This is a genomic window from Thalassospira sp. Z349TD_5 (assembly GCF_056173045.1).
In genome coordinates this window covers 13,238-32,891 of sequence record NZ_CM149654.1, presented here as the reverse complement: position 1 = coordinate 32,891, position 19,654 = coordinate 13,238, and the positions used below count along the sequence as shown (strand labels likewise).

18 protein-coding genes are annotated in these 19,654 nt (G+C 53.0%); 5 read left to right on the top strand and 13 right to left on the bottom strand.

The annotated features are described in order from the left end of the window. Position 1: 1 nt before the first annotated feature. From AC0VXT_RS00130 to AC0VXT_RS00115, 4 genes are read right to left on the bottom strand one after another with little or no spacing between them, the layout of a single operon-like run. Positions 2–1,276, bottom strand: coding sequence for a TRAP transporter large permease (locus AC0VXT_RS00130; RefSeq protein WP_101301164.1), 1,275 nt, complete (start codon positions 1,274–1,276; stop codon positions 2–4). Then, positions 1,273–1,782, bottom strand: a complete 510-nt coding sequence (locus tag AC0VXT_RS00125) for a TRAP transporter small permease (protein WP_475547003.1) — start codon at positions 1,780–1,782, stop codon at positions 1,273–1,275. Before AC0VXT_RS00125 ends, AC0VXT_RS00130 begins: the two co-directional genes overlap by 4 nt. A gap of 56 nt (positions 1,783–1,838) precedes the next feature. Further along, the gene (locus tag AC0VXT_RS00120; RefSeq protein ID WP_475547002.1) at positions 1,839–2,816 is read right to left on the bottom strand and encodes a TRAP transporter substrate-binding protein; all 978 of its coding nucleotides are present in this window, start codon (positions 2,814–2,816) and stop codon (positions 1,839–1,841) included. Positions 2,817–2,841: 25 nt separating this feature from the next. Beyond that, a complete protein-coding gene (locus AC0VXT_RS00115) occupies positions 2,842–3,555 on the bottom strand; it encodes a GntR family transcriptional regulator (RefSeq protein ID WP_101301168.1) in 714 nt (237 codons plus the stop codon). Between the two features lie 126 nt (positions 3,556–3,681). Here AC0VXT_RS00115 and uxuA point away from each other — a divergent pair, with 126 nt between their 5' ends. From uxuA to AC0VXT_RS00100, 3 genes are read left to right on the top strand one after another with little or no spacing between them, the layout of a single operon-like run. Continuing rightward, positions 3,682–4,899: a mannonate dehydratase gene (uxuA, locus tag AC0VXT_RS00110; protein WP_475547001.1), complete on the top strand. Its 1,218-nt coding sequence runs from the start codon at positions 3,682–3,684 to the stop codon at positions 4,897–4,899. Between the two features lie 3 nt (positions 4,900–4,902). Then, positions 4,903–6,384 carry a mannitol dehydrogenase family protein gene (locus tag AC0VXT_RS00105; RefSeq protein ID WP_475547000.1) on the top strand — a complete coding sequence of 494 codons (1,482 nt, stop codon included), beginning with the start codon at positions 4,903–4,905 and terminating at the stop codon, positions 6,382–6,384. Then, on the top strand, positions 6,381–7,283 hold the full coding sequence (locus tag AC0VXT_RS00100; protein ID WP_475546999.1) for a sugar kinase: 903 nt from the start codon (positions 6,381–6,383) through the stop codon (positions 7,281–7,283). Before AC0VXT_RS00105 ends, AC0VXT_RS00100 begins: the two co-directional genes overlap by 4 nt. A 98-nt stretch (positions 7,284–7,381) precedes the next feature. Here the strand turns inward: AC0VXT_RS00100 and AC0VXT_RS00095 are convergent, their stop codons facing one another. From AC0VXT_RS00095 to AC0VXT_RS00070, 6 genes are all read right to left on the bottom strand, one after another. Next, positions 7,382–8,044, bottom strand: a complete 663-nt coding sequence (locus tag AC0VXT_RS00095; RefSeq protein ID WP_475546998.1) for an NAD(P)-dependent oxidoreductase — start codon at positions 8,042–8,044, stop codon at positions 7,382–7,384. A gap of 298 nt (positions 8,045–8,342) precedes the next feature. Further along, positions 8,343–9,248, bottom strand: a complete 906-nt coding sequence (locus AC0VXT_RS00090) for an SMP-30/gluconolactonase/LRE family protein (RefSeq protein WP_475546997.1) — start codon at positions 9,246–9,248, stop codon at positions 8,343–8,345. Next, a complete protein-coding gene (locus AC0VXT_RS00085; protein WP_475546996.1) occupies positions 9,245–10,246 on the bottom strand; it encodes an ABC transporter permease in 1,002 nt (333 codons plus the stop codon). Before AC0VXT_RS00085 ends, AC0VXT_RS00090 begins: the two co-directional genes overlap by 4 nt. Next, on the bottom strand, positions 10,243–11,169 hold the full coding sequence (locus AC0VXT_RS00080; protein ID WP_475546995.1) for an ABC transporter permease: 927 nt from the start codon (positions 11,167–11,169) through the stop codon (positions 10,243–10,245). Before AC0VXT_RS00080 ends, AC0VXT_RS00085 begins: the two co-directional genes overlap by 4 nt. After that, positions 11,166–12,644, bottom strand: a complete 1,479-nt coding sequence (locus AC0VXT_RS00075) for a sugar ABC transporter ATP-binding protein (protein WP_475546994.1) — start codon at positions 12,642–12,644, stop codon at positions 11,166–11,168. Before AC0VXT_RS00075 ends, AC0VXT_RS00080 begins: the two co-directional genes overlap by 4 nt. A gap of 12 nt (positions 12,645–12,656) precedes the next feature. Next, positions 12,657–13,670, bottom strand: a complete 1,014-nt coding sequence (locus AC0VXT_RS00070; RefSeq protein WP_475546993.1) for a substrate-binding domain-containing protein — start codon at positions 13,668–13,670, stop codon at positions 12,657–12,659. Positions 13,671–13,889: 219 nt separating this feature from the next. On the opposite strand from AC0VXT_RS00070, the gene AC0VXT_RS00065 reads away from it, so the two are divergent. Beyond that, on the top strand, positions 13,890–15,095 hold the full coding sequence (locus tag AC0VXT_RS00065) for a sensor histidine kinase (RefSeq protein WP_475546992.1): 1,206 nt from the start codon (positions 13,890–13,892) through the stop codon (positions 15,093–15,095). Beyond that, the gene (locus AC0VXT_RS00060; RefSeq protein WP_475546991.1) at positions 15,076–15,795 is read left to right on the top strand and encodes a response regulator; all 720 of its coding nucleotides are present in this window, start codon (positions 15,076–15,078) and stop codon (positions 15,793–15,795) included. The genes AC0VXT_RS00065 and AC0VXT_RS00060 overlap by 20 nt, the downstream gene beginning before the upstream one ends. 171 nt (positions 15,796–15,966) lie before the next feature. Here the strand turns inward: AC0VXT_RS00060 and AC0VXT_RS00055 are convergent, their stop codons facing one another. The 3 genes from AC0VXT_RS00055 to AC0VXT_RS00045 form a co-directional block, all read right to left on the bottom strand. After that, positions 15,967–16,638 (bottom strand): histidine phosphatase family protein, encoded by a 672-nt coding sequence (locus AC0VXT_RS00055; RefSeq protein WP_475546990.1) that lies wholly within the window; start codon positions 16,636–16,638, stop codon positions 15,967–15,969. A gap of 78 nt (positions 16,639–16,716) precedes the next feature. Then, positions 16,717–17,844, bottom strand: coding sequence for an ABC transporter ATP-binding protein (locus tag AC0VXT_RS00050; protein ID WP_475546989.1), 1,128 nt, complete (start codon positions 17,842–17,844; stop codon positions 16,717–16,719). Beyond that, entirely contained in the window at positions 17,841–19,571 is a 1,731-nt protein-coding gene (locus AC0VXT_RS00045; protein ID WP_475546988.1) for an ABC transporter permease, read from the bottom strand. Before AC0VXT_RS00045 ends, AC0VXT_RS00050 begins: the two co-directional genes overlap by 4 nt. Between the last annotated feature and the right edge of the window lie 83 nt (positions 19,572–19,654).

Sequence of the window (19,654 nt, the reverse complement as noted above, 5' to 3'; positions counted from 1 at the left end):
GTTACTCCATCAGGGACGGCAGCCATGTTGACAGCGCCGGAATATAGGAAACAAGAAACAGGATCGTGATATTGGTCAACAGGAACGGTGCAAGTGCCCGGATCACGGTGGTGACCGGCGCCTTGGCGATGTTCGCGCAGATGAACATGCAAATGCCCACCGGCGGCGTTGTCAGACCAATCATCAGGTTCAGAACAGCAAACACCGCGAAGTGGATCGGATCGACACCAACATTGGTCGCAAGGGTCAGAAGCGGCACGAATAGGATGATCAAGGCGGCAATCGTTTCCATGAACATGCCAACAATCAGCAAAACCAGATTGATCAGCAGGATCACGGCATATTTGTTATCGGTCACAGACAAGACCGCATCTGAAATCATCTGCGGAATGCGTTCAGATACCAATATCCAGCCAAAGACATTTGCCAGCCCGACAAGTGCGAGAATAGCCGCCGCGGTCACCGCACTGTCGATGACAATTTTCGGTACTTTCCGCAAAGGCAGTTCGCGATAGACAAAACAGCCAACGATCAAGGCATAGAGGCTGGCAATCACAGCCGTTTCGGTTGGGGTGACAATACCGCTCAGCAATCCGCCAATGATCAGGCCCGTCATCGCAAGCGCCCAGAAGGCACCGGTAAAGGAACGGGCAAGTTCGCCAAAGCCCTGCCAGGGTTGGTGGGGGAAATTGCGTCTTACGGCAATGATGTAGCAGGTCACCATCATTGCAAGCCCCATCAGAATACCTGGAATGGCACCGGCGATAAACATCTTGCCAACAGAAATGCCCGATAGCGCGCCAACAATGATCATCGGCATGCTGGGCGGTATGATCGGCCCGACTGTTGACGAGGCGGCAGTCACCGCAGCCGAAAACGCCGGGGTATATCCGGCACGGATCATGCCCGGGATCATCATGCCGCCAATCGATGCCGCGTCCGCAACCGCCGTTCCGGAAATGCCGCCAAACAGCATAGACCCGGTCACGTTGGTCAAGCCAAGGCCACCCCGCATCCAACCGACCATGGCATTGGCGAAACGCACAATGCGCGGTGTAATCCCCCCGCCATTCATCAGATTTCCAGCAAGGATAAAGCCCGGAATACACAGCAGGACAAACACGTCCATGCCCGCAAAGAGCTTTTGCGGGATGACGACAAGCGGGATGCCTTCAAGCAGCAGATAGCACAGCGAGGACAGACCCAGTGTCACGGCAACGGGAAGGCCAATGACAAGGCCGAGGGCAAAAACGCCAAATAGAATTGCAAGGCTCATGGGAAGTCCTTTGTCGTATCTTCGGCTTTTCCATCGGAAACGCCGGCGATGATCCGGATCATGCGCAGAACCGCGAAAAGTCCGAGAACGGCAAGTAAAATGAAAACAACGGCGTGAATGAAATCCATCCGAACCCCAAGTGCCGGCGACGTTTGGAGGACACCAATGGAAACGAACATCCATGCCGGAAACAGCAAGACCAGACAGAACCCGGCGGTGAGTGCTGCGGAAACAAACATCAGCCAACGCTGGATCGGCAACGGCAGCAAATCGCAAACGATGTTGACATTGACCAGATCACCATTACGAAACGACAGCCCAACCCCGAAGGCGGCGAGAAACAGTAGCGCATAACGGGTGAGTTCTTCTGTCCAGACCGGAGAGCTGGGCAAAAAGGTCCGCGAAAATACCTGTGTCAGAACAGTAAAGATCAGAAGACCGAAAGCGGCCCCTGTTCCAACCCGGCAAAGTGCAATGATGAACGCGTATAATCTGGCTGAAAGCACGTTACTTCCCCGTCGGAAAAGGTTCGGCCGCAATCACGCGGCCGAACCGGCAATACTCAGTTTGCGAAAAGATCTTCGACAATCGGACGGATTTCGTCGGAGACATTTGCCAAAACAGCGTCTTTGGCCTTCGAAGCGAATGCTTCTTTGTCGATTTCGACAAAGGTCATGCCCTTGGACTGCAGTTCCTCAGTCAGACGCTCCTCGTCGGCAGCAAACAGATCACGCTCGTAGGCTTGTGCGCGTTTCGCGGCTTCCATGACAGCGTCCTTGTCAGCATCCGACAATTTAGCCCAGGTGATTTCCGAGATGGTCAGGTAAATCCATGAACGGACATGCTCGGTCTTGTTCACGAATTTCTGGACTTCATCGAAGCTTGCCGATTCAATCAGCGCCAATGGGTTTTCCTGTGCGTCGATGGTGCCTGCCTGCAAGGAGGTAAAGACTTCGGAGAACGCCATAGGTGTAGGCTGTGCCCCCAGCGACTTCCAAACATCAACGAACAGCGGAACGTTTGGAACGCGCATTTTCAGGCCATCCAAATCATCGGGAGACTTGATCGCGCGGTTGGATGTCAGGTTACGAGGACCACGGGCAAAATAGGCGATTGGACGGATGCGGGCCTTTTCGATGATCTGCTGTTCAATTTGATCGCCGATTTCACCGCTGGCAACAGCATCCATGTCTTCAAGCGTTTTATAGGCGTAAGGCACGGCAAGAAGTGCTGCCTTTGGCGCCCAGTTCTGAAGGCTTTCACCGGTAATTGTCATATCGACAGCACCAAGCTGCATGCCGTTGATCAGGTCAATTTCCTTGCCAAGCGTTTCGTTCGGGAAGACCTGAACTTCAATACGGCCATCGGTGAGGGCTGAAAGCTCCTCGCCAAATTTTACGGCGGCCTTGTGCCAGGCGTTCTGTTCGTTGGCCAAGTGACCAAGCTTAAGCGACATCTCTGCTGCGATTGCAGAGTTGCTCATAAGGATGGCGGCGGCGCCGGCGAGTATCAGTTTTTTGGTTGTTTGTATTGTAAGCATCTGTTCCTCCCTGTTTGGTGATGCCTTAGGGTGACGACGCAATCGTGTCGGCGTCGTCGAAGAGCTCCGTTCTGGAGCGCGCAATATCAGGCAGCGTATGCAAGATTTCACGAAGGTGTTCACGCATGGCTGCACTGGCTTGTTCGGGATCACGCGATGTGATGGCCGAAACAATTTGGACGTGCTGATCAATGATTTCTTCCATCGGAAACTGGAAGTAGCTCAGGTAACGCACGCGGTCGAGTTGGGCACGGACATCCTCAACAACCTTCCAGGCGTAGGTTTTTCCCGCTGCTTCTGCGAGGCTGCGATGGAAGTCGTGATCAAGTTTCAAGAAAGCACGCGCATCGCCTTTCATCGCTTTGCGCTGATCGCGGATCAGATTTTCAAGATGCCCCAAAAATACGTCGTTCGGCTCTTGGGCGACGAAGCGCGCGATATCTGCTTCGACCGCCTCACGGACAAAGCGGGCGTCAAGAACAGCTGCGACAGAGATTTTTCTGACATACGTGCCGCGCTGCGGGCGAACCTCTAAAAGACCTTCGTCAGAAAGTTTGATGAACGCTTCGCGGATGGGCTGGCGGCTAACATTATAATGTTTTGCAAGTTCGGCTTCGGACAGGCGCACACCGGGCAATAAATCCGCACAAACAATCCGTTCACGGATAATGCGGTGGATCTGCGGCCCAACGGCCTGATCGTTCGTTACTTCCCAGTCGTTTTCTTTGGGGTCGCCCATCAAACTCTCCTTGCCTTTCTGATTCATGATGCATACTACCATACTAGTCAACAAAATTATGTCGTGATATCATCCAAGCAGTTATAGTCGCGATTGCAGACACCACGCCAACACAGAGAGAAGCATATGAAACAAACCTGGAGATGGTTCGGCCCGCACGATTTGGTCAGCATTGACGATATTTGTCAGGCGGGGGCGCACGGCGTGGTATCCGCCCTTCATCACATCCCCAGTGACGCGGTCTGGACTCCGGACGAAATTGCCAAGCGTCATTCAGAAATTGCGACCATGAAAGACGGTTCCGCATCCGGCCTAACCTGGGATGTTGTTGAAAGTCTTCCGGTTTCAGAATCGATCAAACGTCAGGTCGGCCCATGGCAAGACCATATTGAGGCCTATAAGCAAAGTCTGCGTAATCTGGCAGATTCCGGGATCAGTATTGTTTGTTATAACTTTATGCCCATCCTTGACTGGACACGTACCCATTTGAACTGGCGCCTGTCAAACGGGGCGACCTGCATGCGATTCGATCTGGTTGATTTTGTCGCGTTTGACCTATGCATTCTTGGCCGTGCGGGTGCGGAAAATGACTATCCTGCCGAAATCATTGCCGAGGCAAAAACCCGGTTTAACGCAATGCCCGAAGACCGGCGTTCTGAACTGGAACGCACAGTTGCGTTTGGTCTGCCGGGGTCCGTGGAAAACCTGACGCTTGATGATCTGCGTGCGTTGCTTGAAACCTATGCCGATATCGATGCCGATTCGCTTCGTGCCAATCTGGTCGCATTTCTTGAAGAAGTCGTTCCTGTTGCACGTGAGGTCGGCATTCGCATGTGCTGCCATCCTGATGACCCGCCCTTTGGGCTCTTGGGGCTGCCGCGGATCATGTCGACCGAGGCCGATTATGCCTTTGTCATGCAGGCCGTGGATATTCCCGAAAATGGCATCACGCTTTGTTCGGGATCACTTGGTGTGCATCCAGGCAATGATTTGCCCGGCATGATGAAACGCTGGGGGTCGCGCGTCCATTTCATTCATTTGCGGAACACCAAACGCGAAGGCCAGAATCTGCCGTGCAGCTTCCATGAAGCCGAACATCTGGATGGCGATACCGACATGGTTTCGCTGATTGAGCAGATCCTGCGCGAGGAAGCGTTGCGCAAATCCGCCGGACGATCAGACTGGAACATTCCCATACGCCCAGATCATGGTCAGGACATCCTTGATGATCTGAATCGCAAGGGGCAACCGGGCTATCCGGCGATTGGACGCCTTAAGGGACTGGCCGAACTGCGCGGTGTCATGACAGCCTTGTCGGCACGGTTTGATCGGCTTGGGGGTTAAAAAATGAACACCTCTGACCCTTCTGATGTGACTTTACACCCCAATCCAGCCGATGCCGCCGATGCCGCCGATGCCACCAAGGCCGGTATCGTGCATATCGGTATTGGCGCATTTCATCGCGCCCATCAGGCGATTTACACCGATGCGGCCATGGCCGCCAAAGGGGGCAACTGGGGCATTATCGGTGTCAGTTTGCGCAGTACGGATATTGTTGATGTCCTGAATGCGCAGAACGGCACCTTTACACTGATCGAACGCCACCCGGATGGCCCAAAAGCACGTAGAATTACCAGCATATCGCATGCAATTGCCGCCGCACGGGATATCGCACCGGTTTTAGATGCGCTTGCCGACCCGGCAATTCGGATCGTGACCATCACGGTAACCGAAAAGGCTTATGGCATTGATCGTGAATCGGGGACGATTCAGACCGAACATCCTGCGGTGAAACATGATCTTGCCAACCCTGAAACGCCTTGCGGACTTCTTGGTTTGCTTGTTGCCGGACTAAAGCGTCGCAAGGACGCCGGTGTGCGGGCCTATACAGTTGTGTCGTGCGATAACCTTCCATCGAACGGTCGTTTGCTGCGTGCGGGTGTGATTGATTTTGCCAAGCATCTTGATCCGGGTCTGGCGATCTGGATTACGGACAATGTTTCTTTCCCCGAGACCATGGTCAACCGGATCACCCCGGCGGCAACAGCGGCGACCCGTGCGGATGCCAAACATTTGACAGGCCTTGATGATCCTGCGGCAATTGAAACCGAGCCGTTCTCTCAATGGGTGATTGAAGATGCCTTTTCCGATGGCAGACCGGCATGGGAAGAAGGCGGTGCGATCCTTGTTGCCGATGTTGAGCCCTATGAACGCATGAAGCTTCGCATGCTTAATGGCAGTCATTCGCTCATCGCCTATATGGGGCAACTGGGCGGATACCGATATGTGCGCGATGCGATGGCAAGCGATGCCTTTTCGCGTCTTGTGATGCTGCATATGGAAAATGCGGCGGCGACGATGCCACCCTTGGCCGGGATTGATTTTTCCGATTACGGTTCTGATCTGGTGGCACGGTTCGCCAATCGGGAAATTGCCCATGAAACCAACCAGATCGCGATGGACGGCACAGAAAAACTTCCCCAGCGGATTTTTGCCCCCGCCTGTGATCTGGCACCGGGAAGCAACCGGTTGGGCACATTCGCGCTTTGTTTTGCCGCGTGGTTGGCCGTCATGCGCCACCGGATTAACACGGCCAAAACCAACGAGGTTGCCCAACAGCTCAATGATCCGCGCGCCGATGAAATTATCAGTGCTTTGGGCGATCATCAGGACCCGGCAGTCATTTATGAAAAACTGGCGCATTTGCCGGGATGGATGCCCCAACAGTTGCAAGACGATGCGGTATGGCGAAGTGCTGTGACCACGCGATTGTCCCTATTGATGTCAGAGGGTGCGGATGCGGCAATCAAGCATGAGCTTGCCATATGACACTGAATCGATTTGTCGCCGTTGGCGAATGCATGATTGAGATGTCGGGCGGCATCGATGGTCATTGGAAAATGGGCATCGCGGGCGATACACTTAATACAGCCTGGCATTTCCGTAACGCGACGAATGATCGCGACTGGCAGGTCCGTTATGCCACCGCCCTTGGCGTGGATCGATATTCAGACCAGATTTCAAAGTTCATTTCCGATGCGCGGATTGATGTTAGTGCCATCCAGCGCCTGTCGGGGGAACGTCCGGGCTTGTATCTGATTGATCAGGAAAACGGTGACCGGGTTTTTACCTATTGGCGTGAGAATTCTGCAGCGCGAAAGATGGTTGACGATATCTCGATGCTCACGGCAGCATTTCACAATGCTGATGTCATCTATTTGTCGGGCATTACGCTTGCAATTCTATCCGAGGACCGGCGCACGGCATTGATTGATGTCCTCCGACAACAGCCGACACAAACCCAGATTGCATTTGATCCCAATATCCGACTGGCACTCTGGGAAGATCAGCAAGCATGTAAAAAGGCCCTGTCTGAAGTTGCGGCGATCACCGACGTGATCCTTCCCAGCTTCGATGACGAGGCGACATTGTTTGAGGATCGTACCCCGGAAGAAACAGTCATGCGCTACCGTGATCTTGGCGTCGCCGAGGTCGTGGTCAAGAATGGTAAGGAGCCGTGCACCTTTCTAAAGGATGGCCACGTGGCAAGTCTTGAAACCCCGTCGGTTTCAAACGTGGTTGATGCCACCGGGGCGGGTGATTCGTTCAATGCAGCATTTTTAGCCGCACGGTCTGGTGGCAACGAGACGGTAGATGCCATCCGACATGGGCAAGCCTTGTCCGGAAGGGTAATTCAGACACATGGCGCATTGCTGACAAGAAAGTGAATTGAGCCTTGAAGCCACTCACAAAGTGGTGGTCTTTGCTTCACGCGCTTGATCGGATCAATGCCGTTTGCGTGCTGTGCCGCGCCAGCCCGAAGGTGTCAAAGAACCTGTTGCCCGATATGGCTTGATGAAATGACTTCTCGCAGTTTTTCCGGCGCAATGCCGACCTTGGCACCAAGGGAGGTCGCTTCGGAAAAGAGGTCGGCATAGGACAGGTTGATGAAATTCGTCAAAAGTTTCATCTTGTGACCTTCGCCAGTCTCGCCGATGCGTGTGATGGTTTCTGCCCAGCATGAGATGACAGGCCGGATATGTGGCAGAACATCCCTGTCACAGCCAAGCATCGTGCTCAATTGACCGGCCTCGGCCTTAGCGGGTGTGCCCGCCATCGGGGCATCGACAAAATGGCCGCCCTTTGCACGCAACTCGGCGGCGAGCCGTTTGGTCATATCAGGATCGGAGGTCGAGGTATCGACAACGATCAGGCCCGGTTTCGCACCCGCCAGAATACCGTATTGTGACCGCATGATCACTTCAATCTGGGGCGCGTTTGAAAGGCAGATATGGATGATGTCACACACTTCGGCCAACTGTTTCGGGTTGATCGCCTCTTTCGCGCCCATCGACACAAGGTCTTCGATGGGGGTGCGGTTCGAACGCCCGCGCACCCACAATTCATAGCCGCCCTCGAGGATGTTTTTGGCCATGCCATGCCCCATAAGACCAAGGCCGATAAAGCCGATAACCGGTTTATTACGCATTTGATCTCTCCTTTGTCTCTTATGGAACTTTGCACGACGCCTGCCCATGATCCCGCCCGGATCGTATCAGGATGCCCGTTCACGAATGGCAGTTCCGCTTTCCACTGACTTTCACGCCAATCCCTGTTAACCATTTGAAATAAATGATAAATATGGGTGCATTTACATCTGGAGAAAGCGAAGAGTGCCCGAGGGAGGTCAGGCACTCTTCTTTAAGATGTTCGTATTTCATTCCTGCGCGACGTCAACCCGGTTCGGGAATTTGGATCGCCGGTTTTTTGCGCAAGAAACAAACATCTCATGGGATCGCGGCCGCACTGTTGACGTGAATGGCATAAACACTTGTTGTTGCGGTAATCAGCAACTCGTTGCCACGTGGGCCACCAAAACTGAGGTTTGATACGGTTTCCGGGACCAGAATTTTACCAAGCAGTTCACCGCCCGCATCAAAGCAGTGCACGCCATCTGCTGCGGAGGACCAAACATTTCCATGACAATCAACGCGAAACCCGTCCGGTATACCGTTATCAATCGTTGTAAAAACACGACCATTTTCAAGCATGTTGTTGGCATCGACATCGTAAACACGGATGACCGACGGCACGCTGTCATCGTGACTTGATCCTGATTCAGCAACGTAAAGCAGCTTCTCATCTTGTGAAAACGCCAGGCCGTTTGGCTGGGTAAACTCCGTTGTGGCCTGCCATAGTTCGCCCGTTTCAGGGTCAAGACGGAAAACGTTGCGATGGCTTTGTTCGGGCGTGGATTTATGGCCCTCGTAATCAGAGAGAATGCCGTATGTCGGATCGGTAAACCAAATCGACCCGTCAGATTTGACCACCACGTCATTTGGTGCGTTGAGCGGCTTACCGTCAAACTGATCTGCCAGCGTGGTGATTTTACCATTATGTTCGGTCCGGGTGACGGATCGCGTCCCATGCTGGCAGGTGATCAGACGCCCTTGCCGATCCTGGGTATTGCCGTTGGCAAAGTTTGAATTGTCGCGGAAAACATTGACGCTACCGTCACACATCCAGCGATAAATTTTCTGATTGGGAATGTCGGAAAACAACAGGCACTGATGTGCTGCAAACCACACAGGTCCTTCGGTCCAGAGGTGCCCGGTCGAAATCCGGCGCAACGCGACATTTGCCAGAATAAGATCACAAAAGCGCCGATCGATAATTTCATATGGCCCATTCATACCCGACGCCCCCGCTTACTGGCCAGTACGACCACAGACACAATAATCAACCCGGTCAGCATCAAGCGAACCCCGGCACCAAGCCCATAGGAATTGAGCATCGATACAATCAAAAACATGAACAGTGCTGCTGCCCAGATGCCCGGAACATTTGAATTTCCCCCGGCAATCGATGACCCGCCAATGACAACCACGGCAATCGACATCAGCATATATTCCGTTCCCATGTTCAGGTTCGCCCCGCCAGAGAAACTGGCCAGCATGAACCCGGCCACACCCGCCAGAACGGCACAGCTCACATAGACCCCGAAACGCACGGCATTAACTGGCACACCGCCAAGGCGCGCTGCACGTTTGTTTTGCCCGGTTGCCAATATCCACCGCCCTGCAATCGCCTTTTCCAGAACGCACCAGGCCAGAACAGACACCAGCAACGCAACCCATGCAGCATTGGGAATACCAAACGTCCCGCCGGTTGAAAAATCGGCAAGAACTTCTGGCGGTTTGATCCGCAAACCGCGGTTTGACCAGATCGCCAGCGACTGAAACAGGAAGGACGACGACAATGTTGCAATGATCGGCGGAATACGCAGCAACATGATCAGGGAAAAGTTAAACAGCCCGCATCCCAGACCGACCCCGATTGCAATCGCAAGACCCGGAACAACCAGCGCCCCATCTGTTGCCATGAATTTCAACGATAAGGTCGCAGCAAGGGTCATGCTTGCCGGGATCGAAAGATCCACATTGCCCGGCCCAAGTGTCACAACAAACATTTGCCCGACGCCAACAATGACGGCAAAGGAAGCAAAGGTGAATGCGGCATAAAGCAAGGCCCCCGCCCCGCCGCTGCTTGAAACAACCATCAGCGTTGCAATATAGGTCGCCCCTGCCGCGATATAGGCCCAGATCCAGGCCTTTCGCGACACCATACCCAGCAGGTAACGCGCACCGCGCTTTTCATGCTGTGTCTCGCCGGTTTTGTTCAACATGCTCATATCAGTGCCTCCCGTCGGGTAAAGACAAGACGCACAGCCAAAACGATGATCAGGATTGCCCCCTGCGCACCGATTTGCCAATCCGGCGAAAGATGCAGGAATGACAGGAAACTGGCCGCCAGTGTAAGGGTAAGGGCACCGATAACCGCCCCAACAGGCGATACCCGCCCGCCGGTGAACTCACCACCGCCCAAAATCACACCGGCAATCGATAGCAGCGTGTAACGCAATGCAATATTGGCGTCCGCTGATGTCGCAAGGCCGACAAGCGCCATGCCCGACAACACACAGAAAAGTGCCGCCACGCCGTAAGCAAATGCCTTAAGCCCCATAACCGACCAGCCGGACCGTTCAATCGCCTGTTCATTTCCGCCAACACCGCGCAATAACACACCCAGTGCTGAACGTTTGACGAAGTAATGCATGATCGCCGCAATCACGATCGGCGCAATGATTGCCACAGGCAGAAATGGCGTCTTTGCCGTCATGAGTGCGCGCAACCAATCTGGTGCCGATCCCCCCGGGGACGGCAGAACAAGGACGGCCATGCCCGACCAGAAAAACGACATGCCCAATGTCACAACGATTGCGGGCAAGCCGCGCGCATAGATAATGGCGCCCATCGCAGCATAGACAAGGACCGCACCAAACAGGATCGCGTAGCCGACCACGGGGTCGGTTTGAACGAAGGTCGCTGTGATACAGGCACAGAAACTGACAAACGTGCCGATGGACAAATCAATGTCATTGACCATCAGGATCATCATTTGAGCAATCGTTGCCAAAACAACCGGAACCGCGAGATTAAACAGAAGATTAAGCCCGAAATAGCTCATGGCGCGTGGCTGCATATAGAAAACGGCTGCCAACAGAATTGCCAGCGACAAGACCGGTAATAGGATGCGCAAATGATCGCGGCTCATTGACCGGCCTCCTGCATTTCAAACGATGCGCGCAGCATGTTTTCTTCTGTGATTTGATCGCCTTGCAGTTCGGCAGCAATTTCGCTGTCACGAAAGACAAAAACGCGATCACATTCGAGAATTTCGTCGGTCTCGGTCGAGTACCACAGGAATGTCCGTCCTTTTTCAGCTTCGGCACGAATCATGCGGTAAACTTCCTTCTTGGTACCAACATCAACACCCCGCATTGGGTCATCCATGACGACAATCGGGGCCGACGAAGCCAACGCCCTGGAAAACAGTACTTTTTGCTGATTACCGCCAGACAGGGACAAAATCGGGTTTTCAAGATCATCTGTTTTTATGCCGATCTTACGGTGCCATTCGTCGGCAACTTTCTGTTCCGCTTTGCGGTCGACAAGGAACGTTCGACTGAACTCGACCAACGTTTGCAAACTCAGGTTTCGCATGATCGACCACAGGGGCATGACACCATCGCGGCTTCTGTCGCCGGCAACAAAGACGACAGCGGGATCACGTGACGCAGACCAGTCCGATGTGCGGGCCAAGAAACACTGCGCCAAAGCTTCTGCCTGTCCATGACCGGCCAGTCCGGCCAGTCCAACAACTTCGCCCTGACGTGCATTCAGACCGTTTTCCATGCGCAGAACTTCCGGTCCGAATTCCTGTCGTCTTTTGGCTCCGGTAACTTCTGCTGTGTCTGGCACGACATGGCCCATCGCATCGACAAGGCCATCGCGGGTAAAATGCCGCGCTTCGTTGTCTTGGGTGATTAAACCGTCTTTCATCACAACAATGCGGCTGGCCACATCAAAGATTTCACCCATCATGTGGGAGATAAAAATGATGGCTCCGCCGTCGGCACAAAACTTCTTGATATAGGCAAGCAACTGATCGGCAATCGCGCCATCAAGGGACGATGTCGGCTCATCAAGGATCACCAGTCGCGCGTCGATATCGCGCCTCGAAAATGCAATGGCAATTTCCACCATCTGGCGGTCGGCAATCGGCAAGTCGTCAACCACACTATACGGATCAATCGCGTTTCCCGGAAAAACCGCATCCAGTGATGCCCGTACGGCAGACGCAGCATTTCGCCGCCATGCCCGCCTCGGCATGTTGCGGTAGGGAATGCGATAGTTCTCCAGAACGGTGAGGTTTGGACAGAGCGAGAGTTCCTGAAACACACTGCGTATTCCGGCATTTCTGGCCAGCAAGGCATTGCGAAAATCTGTCGCACTTTGATCGCCGTCATAACTGACGTCGCCGCGCGTTGAAGATAAACGGCCATTAATGACGTTTACCAGTGTCGATTTACCCGCACCGTTATGGCCAACCACCCCAACGCATTCGCCCGGTAGGATGGTCAATTCAACATCGTTGAGGGCCTTGACCGCGCCAAAGGATACCCCGACATCGGCAAGAGTAATGATCGGCACCTTTTGGGTGCCGATCATTTTCTGGTTTTCCACCATGATCCTATCGCCTTACTTCGCCGATTCAATCAGGCTTTTCGCGTCATCGAGCGAGTATTCCACATTGGCAACCGAGCCAACCGGCGTTTCCGCAAGAATCTCTTCGAGCGTGTCCTGATCGACGCGCAGGAATGGCACGGTCAGGTCTTTGGGGACTTCGTTGCCATCAAGAACCTGCTGAGCAACCCAGAACGCCAGCGTGCTGACACCCGGCGCAATGGAAAGAGATGTGGTTTCATACCCATTTTCATCTTTCTGTTCTTTCCACCAGTCCAGTTCATCGCGACGGTTGCCCATAACGATGGTCGGCGTCGGACGGTCTGCTGCGGCAAACGCCTGAGCCGCACCGTATCCGTCGCCGCCCTGCGTTACGACAGCCTTGATTTCCGGAAGGCTGGGAAGAATACCGGCAACGGCCTTCTGCGCGACATCCTGAGCCCAGTCACCATGCACGGACCCAACAATCTTGAAGTCGGTGTTGGCAACTTCTTCGTGAATACCCGCACTGATTTCATCATCAACAAACACCCCGGCAAGCCCACGGATTTCAAGAAGATTGCCGCCTTCCGGGTAACGTTCTGCGAGATACTTGACCTGATCACGACCCATTTGTTTGAAGTCGACCGCAATACGCCATGCACATGGTTCAGTCACGATGCCGTCAAAGGACACAACCGTAATACCAGCATCACAGGCCTCTTTGACCGCACCATTGATCGCGGTTGGCGATGCAGCGTTTACAACAATTGCGTCATACCCCTGCAAAATCATGTTCTGAATCTGGGCGGCCTGTTCAGTCGCCTGATTTTCCGATGTGGTGAAGGCATCAGCCGCGGCAACGTGGCCCTCTTCGATTGCCATGTAGGCAACCTTTCCCCAGCTTTCCAGCATGGCTTGACGCCAAGAGTTACCGGCGTAGTTGTTTGAAAGAGCTATCTTTTTTTCAGAAGTGTCGGCCATTGCTTGACCAGACACCAACACAAAGGTCCCGGTAACTGCGCCGAGAAGCATTGACTTGAATTTCATTTTTCCTCCCTGACGTGACTGCGCCACGTCGTGACTTGAACGAGCCGTTTTGAACGACATTTGATTTGTTTTATTATTAGAAAGGCGATTTTCGGTTATTGCATTTAAACCGTAAAGAGCACTCACCGCATCAATCCTGCGGGATCACCCACTCATGTTGCGGGTTCCCGCAAGACAGTCCAGTCTCGTCGCAATATGATGATCGATGGAGGAAGCATCATGTCGGACCTTGCCCACTACCTACGCATTTCCAATCTTCTTGCAGGCAACCTGAACATCCACTCTGCGCTCAGTTCGGTGAAGGCAGAAATCGACAAGATTATTGAATTTGATCATCTTGATATTTGCCTGACCGATACAGACCGAACATGGATCACTTCCTATGAGGTTGGCCTCAAAACGACGTGGAGCATGTCGCGAACACTGGTTCGACTGGCTCCTGTGCGCGATATTCTTTTGGGACGCACCGACCATCTTCTGACTGGCAATGCATTGGAAGACGACCGTTATGTTTTCCCCGGGGCCGAAAGTGCTCCGATCCTGCATCATGAATTTCGCAGTCGGGTCAATGTCGCCATGAAGGTTCTGGGCGAGGTTGTTGGGTCGCTCAACTGCTCTTCGAAAAAAGAGAATTTCTATACCGAGCGCCATGTCGAACAGGTCCGCATTCTTGCTGATATGCTGGCCCCCTACTTCTATGCTTTGCGGGCCAATGAAAAAGCCAACGCCGAAGCCGTGGTTCGGGCACGCATTCTGGCACGAGAAGAAGGATTGCGGCTTGGTGCCCTCAGCCTGACCGATGCATTGGAGGCGGAACGTCAACGGATCGGCATGGACCTGCATGACCAAACGCTTGCCGACCTAACACGTATCGCACGTGACATTCGCCCCGGCATCACCAAGACACAGCATCACCGCCTACAACAGCAAATCCAGAATATGATACAGGACCTACGCGATATCATCGACACATCCATCCCGACAATCCTTGAACTTTTCGGCTTTCAACATGCGGTCCTGACCCATATGGAACGGGCTGTCAGCCGTGATCACAACCCCCAATTCAAGGTCGAAGATCAAACAGGCGGATACGTTGATGCATTACCCGAAACAACCCGGATTGCCATTTTCCGTATATGCCAAGAAGCGATCAACAATGCCGTTCTTCATTCTGGTGCAAACTATATCTCCGCACTGGCGTTTCACGATAACAGTGACGATCTGACTATCCAGGTTTGCGACAATGGCCAGTTCAAATTTGACAAGAAAAAAACCGGAAGCGGTCTCGCCCATATGAAAACCCGCGCGCAACTTATCGGAGCCAAGTTTGAGCACAATACTAAGGAAGGCACCTGCATCATTGTCAGACTCCCCAAAACAACAGAAGACACAAAAAGGGCCGAGCATGAAAATCTTGCTGGTTGAAGACGATAGAATGCACGCCGACTTTCTCAAGGAAATTGTCGAAAATGCACTGCCGGAACTCAAGGAAATCCTGATTGCGCGGGATGGTAAAGAAGCAGAAGTCCTTGCACAGCAGTCCGGAACGACCGCCATCGTGATGGATCTGCGCATGAAGGAACATAACGGGATTGATGCCGCCAGAACGATCTGGGCCCGGCGCCCGGACACCCGTATTCTTTTTTGGTCGAACTACTCGGACGAGGCCTATTTACGCGGCATTGCCCAGATTGTTCCCAATCAAGCCGCTTATGGGTATGTGCTGAAAACGGCGTCACAGGAAAAAATGCATCTGGCCTTACGCTCCGTCCTGATTGAGGGACAAATCGTTGTTGACCGCGAAGTGCACCAGATGCAGAACCAGCAGATGCGGTCTCGCAATACCCTGACCGAGTTTGAATATATCATCCTGCTTGATATCGCACTCGGCCTTCCCGACAAGGCCATTGCGACACGGCGAAAATTGTCGCTGCGCACCGTTCAGAACCGGCTGCTGTCGCTGTACAGCAAACTTGATGTCGAGGCCCTTGATCAAAACCATCAGGACATTGTGCTTAACAAACGCGCGCGTGCAGTCTCAAGCGCCATTGCCAGAAAAATCATCAACCGCGAAGGCCTGGCTGCGGCGGAAAAAGAACTACGCACATGGCTGACCCAAAGATGACAGACCAATAAATCACGACCGTAAAATCGCCCCCACCAGACAGTCCCGATGTGCACGAGATTGTTGAGCCCGAAATCTTCGTCACACATACCAAAAAACGGGCCAGCTTTTGCCGACCCGTTTCCAGTTTTATGCGTCAATTCACAAGATGAGGTGATCCAAATGCTTAGCTTAAATCTGTACGGTTAAAGCTTTAGGGTTCATTTTAAACTTCGTCATCAAGCTCCCGGGCATAGCCCGTTCATAGCTTGTTCCGTCCGCAAGCAAGTAGGAGGTTGTTTGCGGTTCGCGATAACCGTCCATATCAGAACGTGTCGCACCGACATAAAGGCCACGGATCAGGCGAAAACAACCGCTGTGTGTAACAACAACATGCGCTTGGTCGGTTGGAAGTTCATGAAGCCATGCATCAATACGTGCGAGCAGTTCAAGTTTGGTTTCTCCACCCGACACCAAATAGCCCCAAGGATCATTCTGATGCGCTTCAAATTCCATGGATCGGTTCCGCGAGACTTCTGACAAAGTCATGCCTTCCCATTGGCCGTAGTTACGTTCTTTTATGGCATCGTCGGTTGCGAAAGCTGCATATGGAATTCCCCAACAATCGGAAAGAATCGAAGCCGTCTGCAGGGCCCGACCGAGACTACTGGTGTGGTACTTAACACTGCCATTTTTTTGCAGACCAACCCACATTTCATGGATGTTCTCAGCAACCGCGCAAACCTGACGGAAGCCATTCAGCGTTAATGGCGCATCCTGCCACCCTTGCAAGCGCCCTTCGGTGTTCCATTGGGTTTCTCCATGCCGGACGAGCAAAATGGTCGGGAGTTTGGTTTCTGACATTTTCGAACCTTCGCAATACAGATCATACAAAGAGGGCACCGAACGATATGACTCGTTCGGTGCCCCGGTCTATTCAGATCAATCGCGGATCAGAACTGCCTGCACAGGATCAAGTTTCAGGACAACCTGCTCGCCGCTTTCCATCCGCTTTTTCCCACGCGTATGACGTTCATCGACCAACAATTCCTGACCGTTGATATCGATGACATAACGCACCATCCCGCCAAGGAACTCAGCCGATACGACAGAACCAGAAAGGGTGTCTTCTGTGCCTTCGCTGCTGAACTCGATGCTTTCCGGGCGCACCACCAATCTTGCCTTACCCGGAACTTCATCGGCCCCAACTGGTATGCGAAGGTTCGCCCCACAGTCGAAACACCTGCCGTCTGCGGAATAGACGACCTCTCCGTCAAGAATGTTTGCAGTGCCAAGGAATTTCGCGACAAAACTGTTGGCCGGGTTGTCATAAACCTCGTCCGGGCGGCCGATCTGCTGAACGATCCCGTCTGACATTACGGCAATCCGATCACAGATCGTGTTGGCTTCTTCCTGATCATGGGTCACAAAGATCGTGGTGATACCCAGACGCCGCTGCAATTTCAAAAGGTCCTGACGCATTTGAACACGCAGGTTTGCATCAAGGTTTGAGAGCGGTTCATCCAAAAGCAAAACGCGTGGTTCGACAACAATCGTGCGGGCCAGTGCCACGCGTTGTTGCTGCCCCCCCGATAGCTGGGACGGGAAGCGTTCAGCATAGTCGCCCATACCAACAAGTTCCAATGCAGCACGGACCCTTGGCCCAATTTCAGATGACGGAACTTTGCGTTCTTCAAGACCAAAGGCGACATTTTTGGCCACAGTCATATGCGGCCAAAGGGCATAGCTTTGAAACACCATACCGACATTACGCTGCCAAGGCACGGAACCAACAATGTCTTGGCCATCAAGTTTAATCTGGCCCTTAGGAGTTGGACCAAAGCCGGCAATCGCACGCAACAGGGTCGACTTGCCCGAGCCCGATGGTCCGAGAAAAGCAAAGAACTCCCCCGGACGAATAGCCAAATTCACACCTTTGAGAACTTCGGTTTCACCAAACGACAAAGAAAGGTTTTCAATGTCAATCTGGACCGGTTCAGTTTGCATCGTGGTCATGGTGTCGGCCTCCTGTGCGCGACGATTATTGGAGGGATTGGTAGTTATAGTCATGCTACATCTCCTGCAGCCTGTTCCATGCTGCTGCGTTGCCGGCGTGCACGGTCAACCATGCGATGTGAAAGGTAGGTCGCCAAACCGACGATAATGACGGCTATCACACCAAGCGCAGCCCCCGGACCACGACCTGCAGCCGACTGCATGAACAGATAAAGTCCATAGGCAAGCGGTGCGTCATTTTCGGTTGAAACAAGCATGATGGTTGCAGAAAGTTCCACCGCAGCCGTCGAGAAGCTGGTCACGAAACCGGCGACAAGACCACTGGCCATCAATGGAATGACAATGCGACGTACTGTCCGGAACTTTGATGCCCCAAGGTTTTCGGATGCTTCTTCAAGCGATGGAGAAACCTGTTGCAAGGCAGCCGTGCAAGACCGCAAGGCATATGGCAAACGACGCACGGCAAGAGCGATTACGATAATCCCCCACCAAGTTGCCATCGGCTGCCCGGTGATTGGCATTTCCACACCGTAAAAGACACGCAGATATCCGATACCGAGAACAACACCGGGCACCGCAAGAGCGGAAATTGCCATATAATCAAGCCATTTACGCCCGATTACATTGGTCCGCATTACGACATAGGCAATTGCCGTACCCAGAACGATGTCAATCACACCGGCAAGACCGGCATAGATCAGGGTGTTCTTGATGAAAGTCCAGGCTGAGGTAAAGGCCGTACCATAATGAGCCGTCGTGAAGCTGTCAGGCAGCACGCTAAAAGACCAGACAGAACCGAATGACAGCAGCGCCAAACCAAGATGCGGCGCAAGAACAATGCCCAAGATCGAAAAGATCACGACATAGCAAAGGATGGCTTCATGCGATCGCAGATCACGTTTGGATAGACCACCGCCCCCTTTTTGCGTCGTCGAATAGTCTTTCCCACGCATGCCAAGGAAAGCAACCCACATGGCAAAGACAGAGAAAACAATCAGAATGCAGGAAATCACATATCCCATTGGATCGGAGATCCCGATGGATGAAATCCGCAAATAGGCCTGCGGAGCAAGCATCGTATTAACGTTCAGCAAAAGCGGCGTGCCAAGATCATCGAACACTTTGACGAAAACGAGTGACGCACCGGCAATATAACCCGGCATTGCCAACGGGAAGACAATGCGACGGAACAGGCGAAAACCACTTGAGCCCAGCATTTGGCCGGCCTCTTCCATCGAACGATCAATGTTTTGCAGACTTGCGCTCAGATTGATCAGGATGAATGGGAAATAGTGGATTGACTGAACAAAGATCACCCCGTTGAGACCGTCCATGAACGGAATATTGATCCCAAACCAGTCACGTAAAAGAAGGTTTACACTACCGTTTGTCCCAAACAGCAATTGCATTGCAACAGCGCCAATAAAGGGCGGCATGATCAGCGGAACAAAGGCCAGTGTTTGAATAATTACCGAACCGGAAAAGTTGAACCGGGTCGTAAAATAGGCAAGGGGCAGCGCAAATGCCGACGCAAAGACGACAGACATGCCCGATACATAAACCGAGTTAAAGAAGGATTGGCGGAAAAGTGCGCTGTTGAAGAAGTCCTGGAAGTTTACCAGCGTAAACGATCCACTGGCGGAATCCTGAAAGGCGACCTGAATGACCTTCAGAACCGGTACCAACAGGAAAGCCCCTAAAAACAGGACCACAATCCCAGCAACCATGTATGGACCAAGCGAAGAGAAACGCACCGGTCGCGCAAAAGCGGCGGATGACATAAGTATTCTCCAGTGTCGGGAAATCTGGTCCCTGCCAGAGTTCACTCTCTCTGGCAGGGAGGGTAAGCATCATGCAAGCTCTT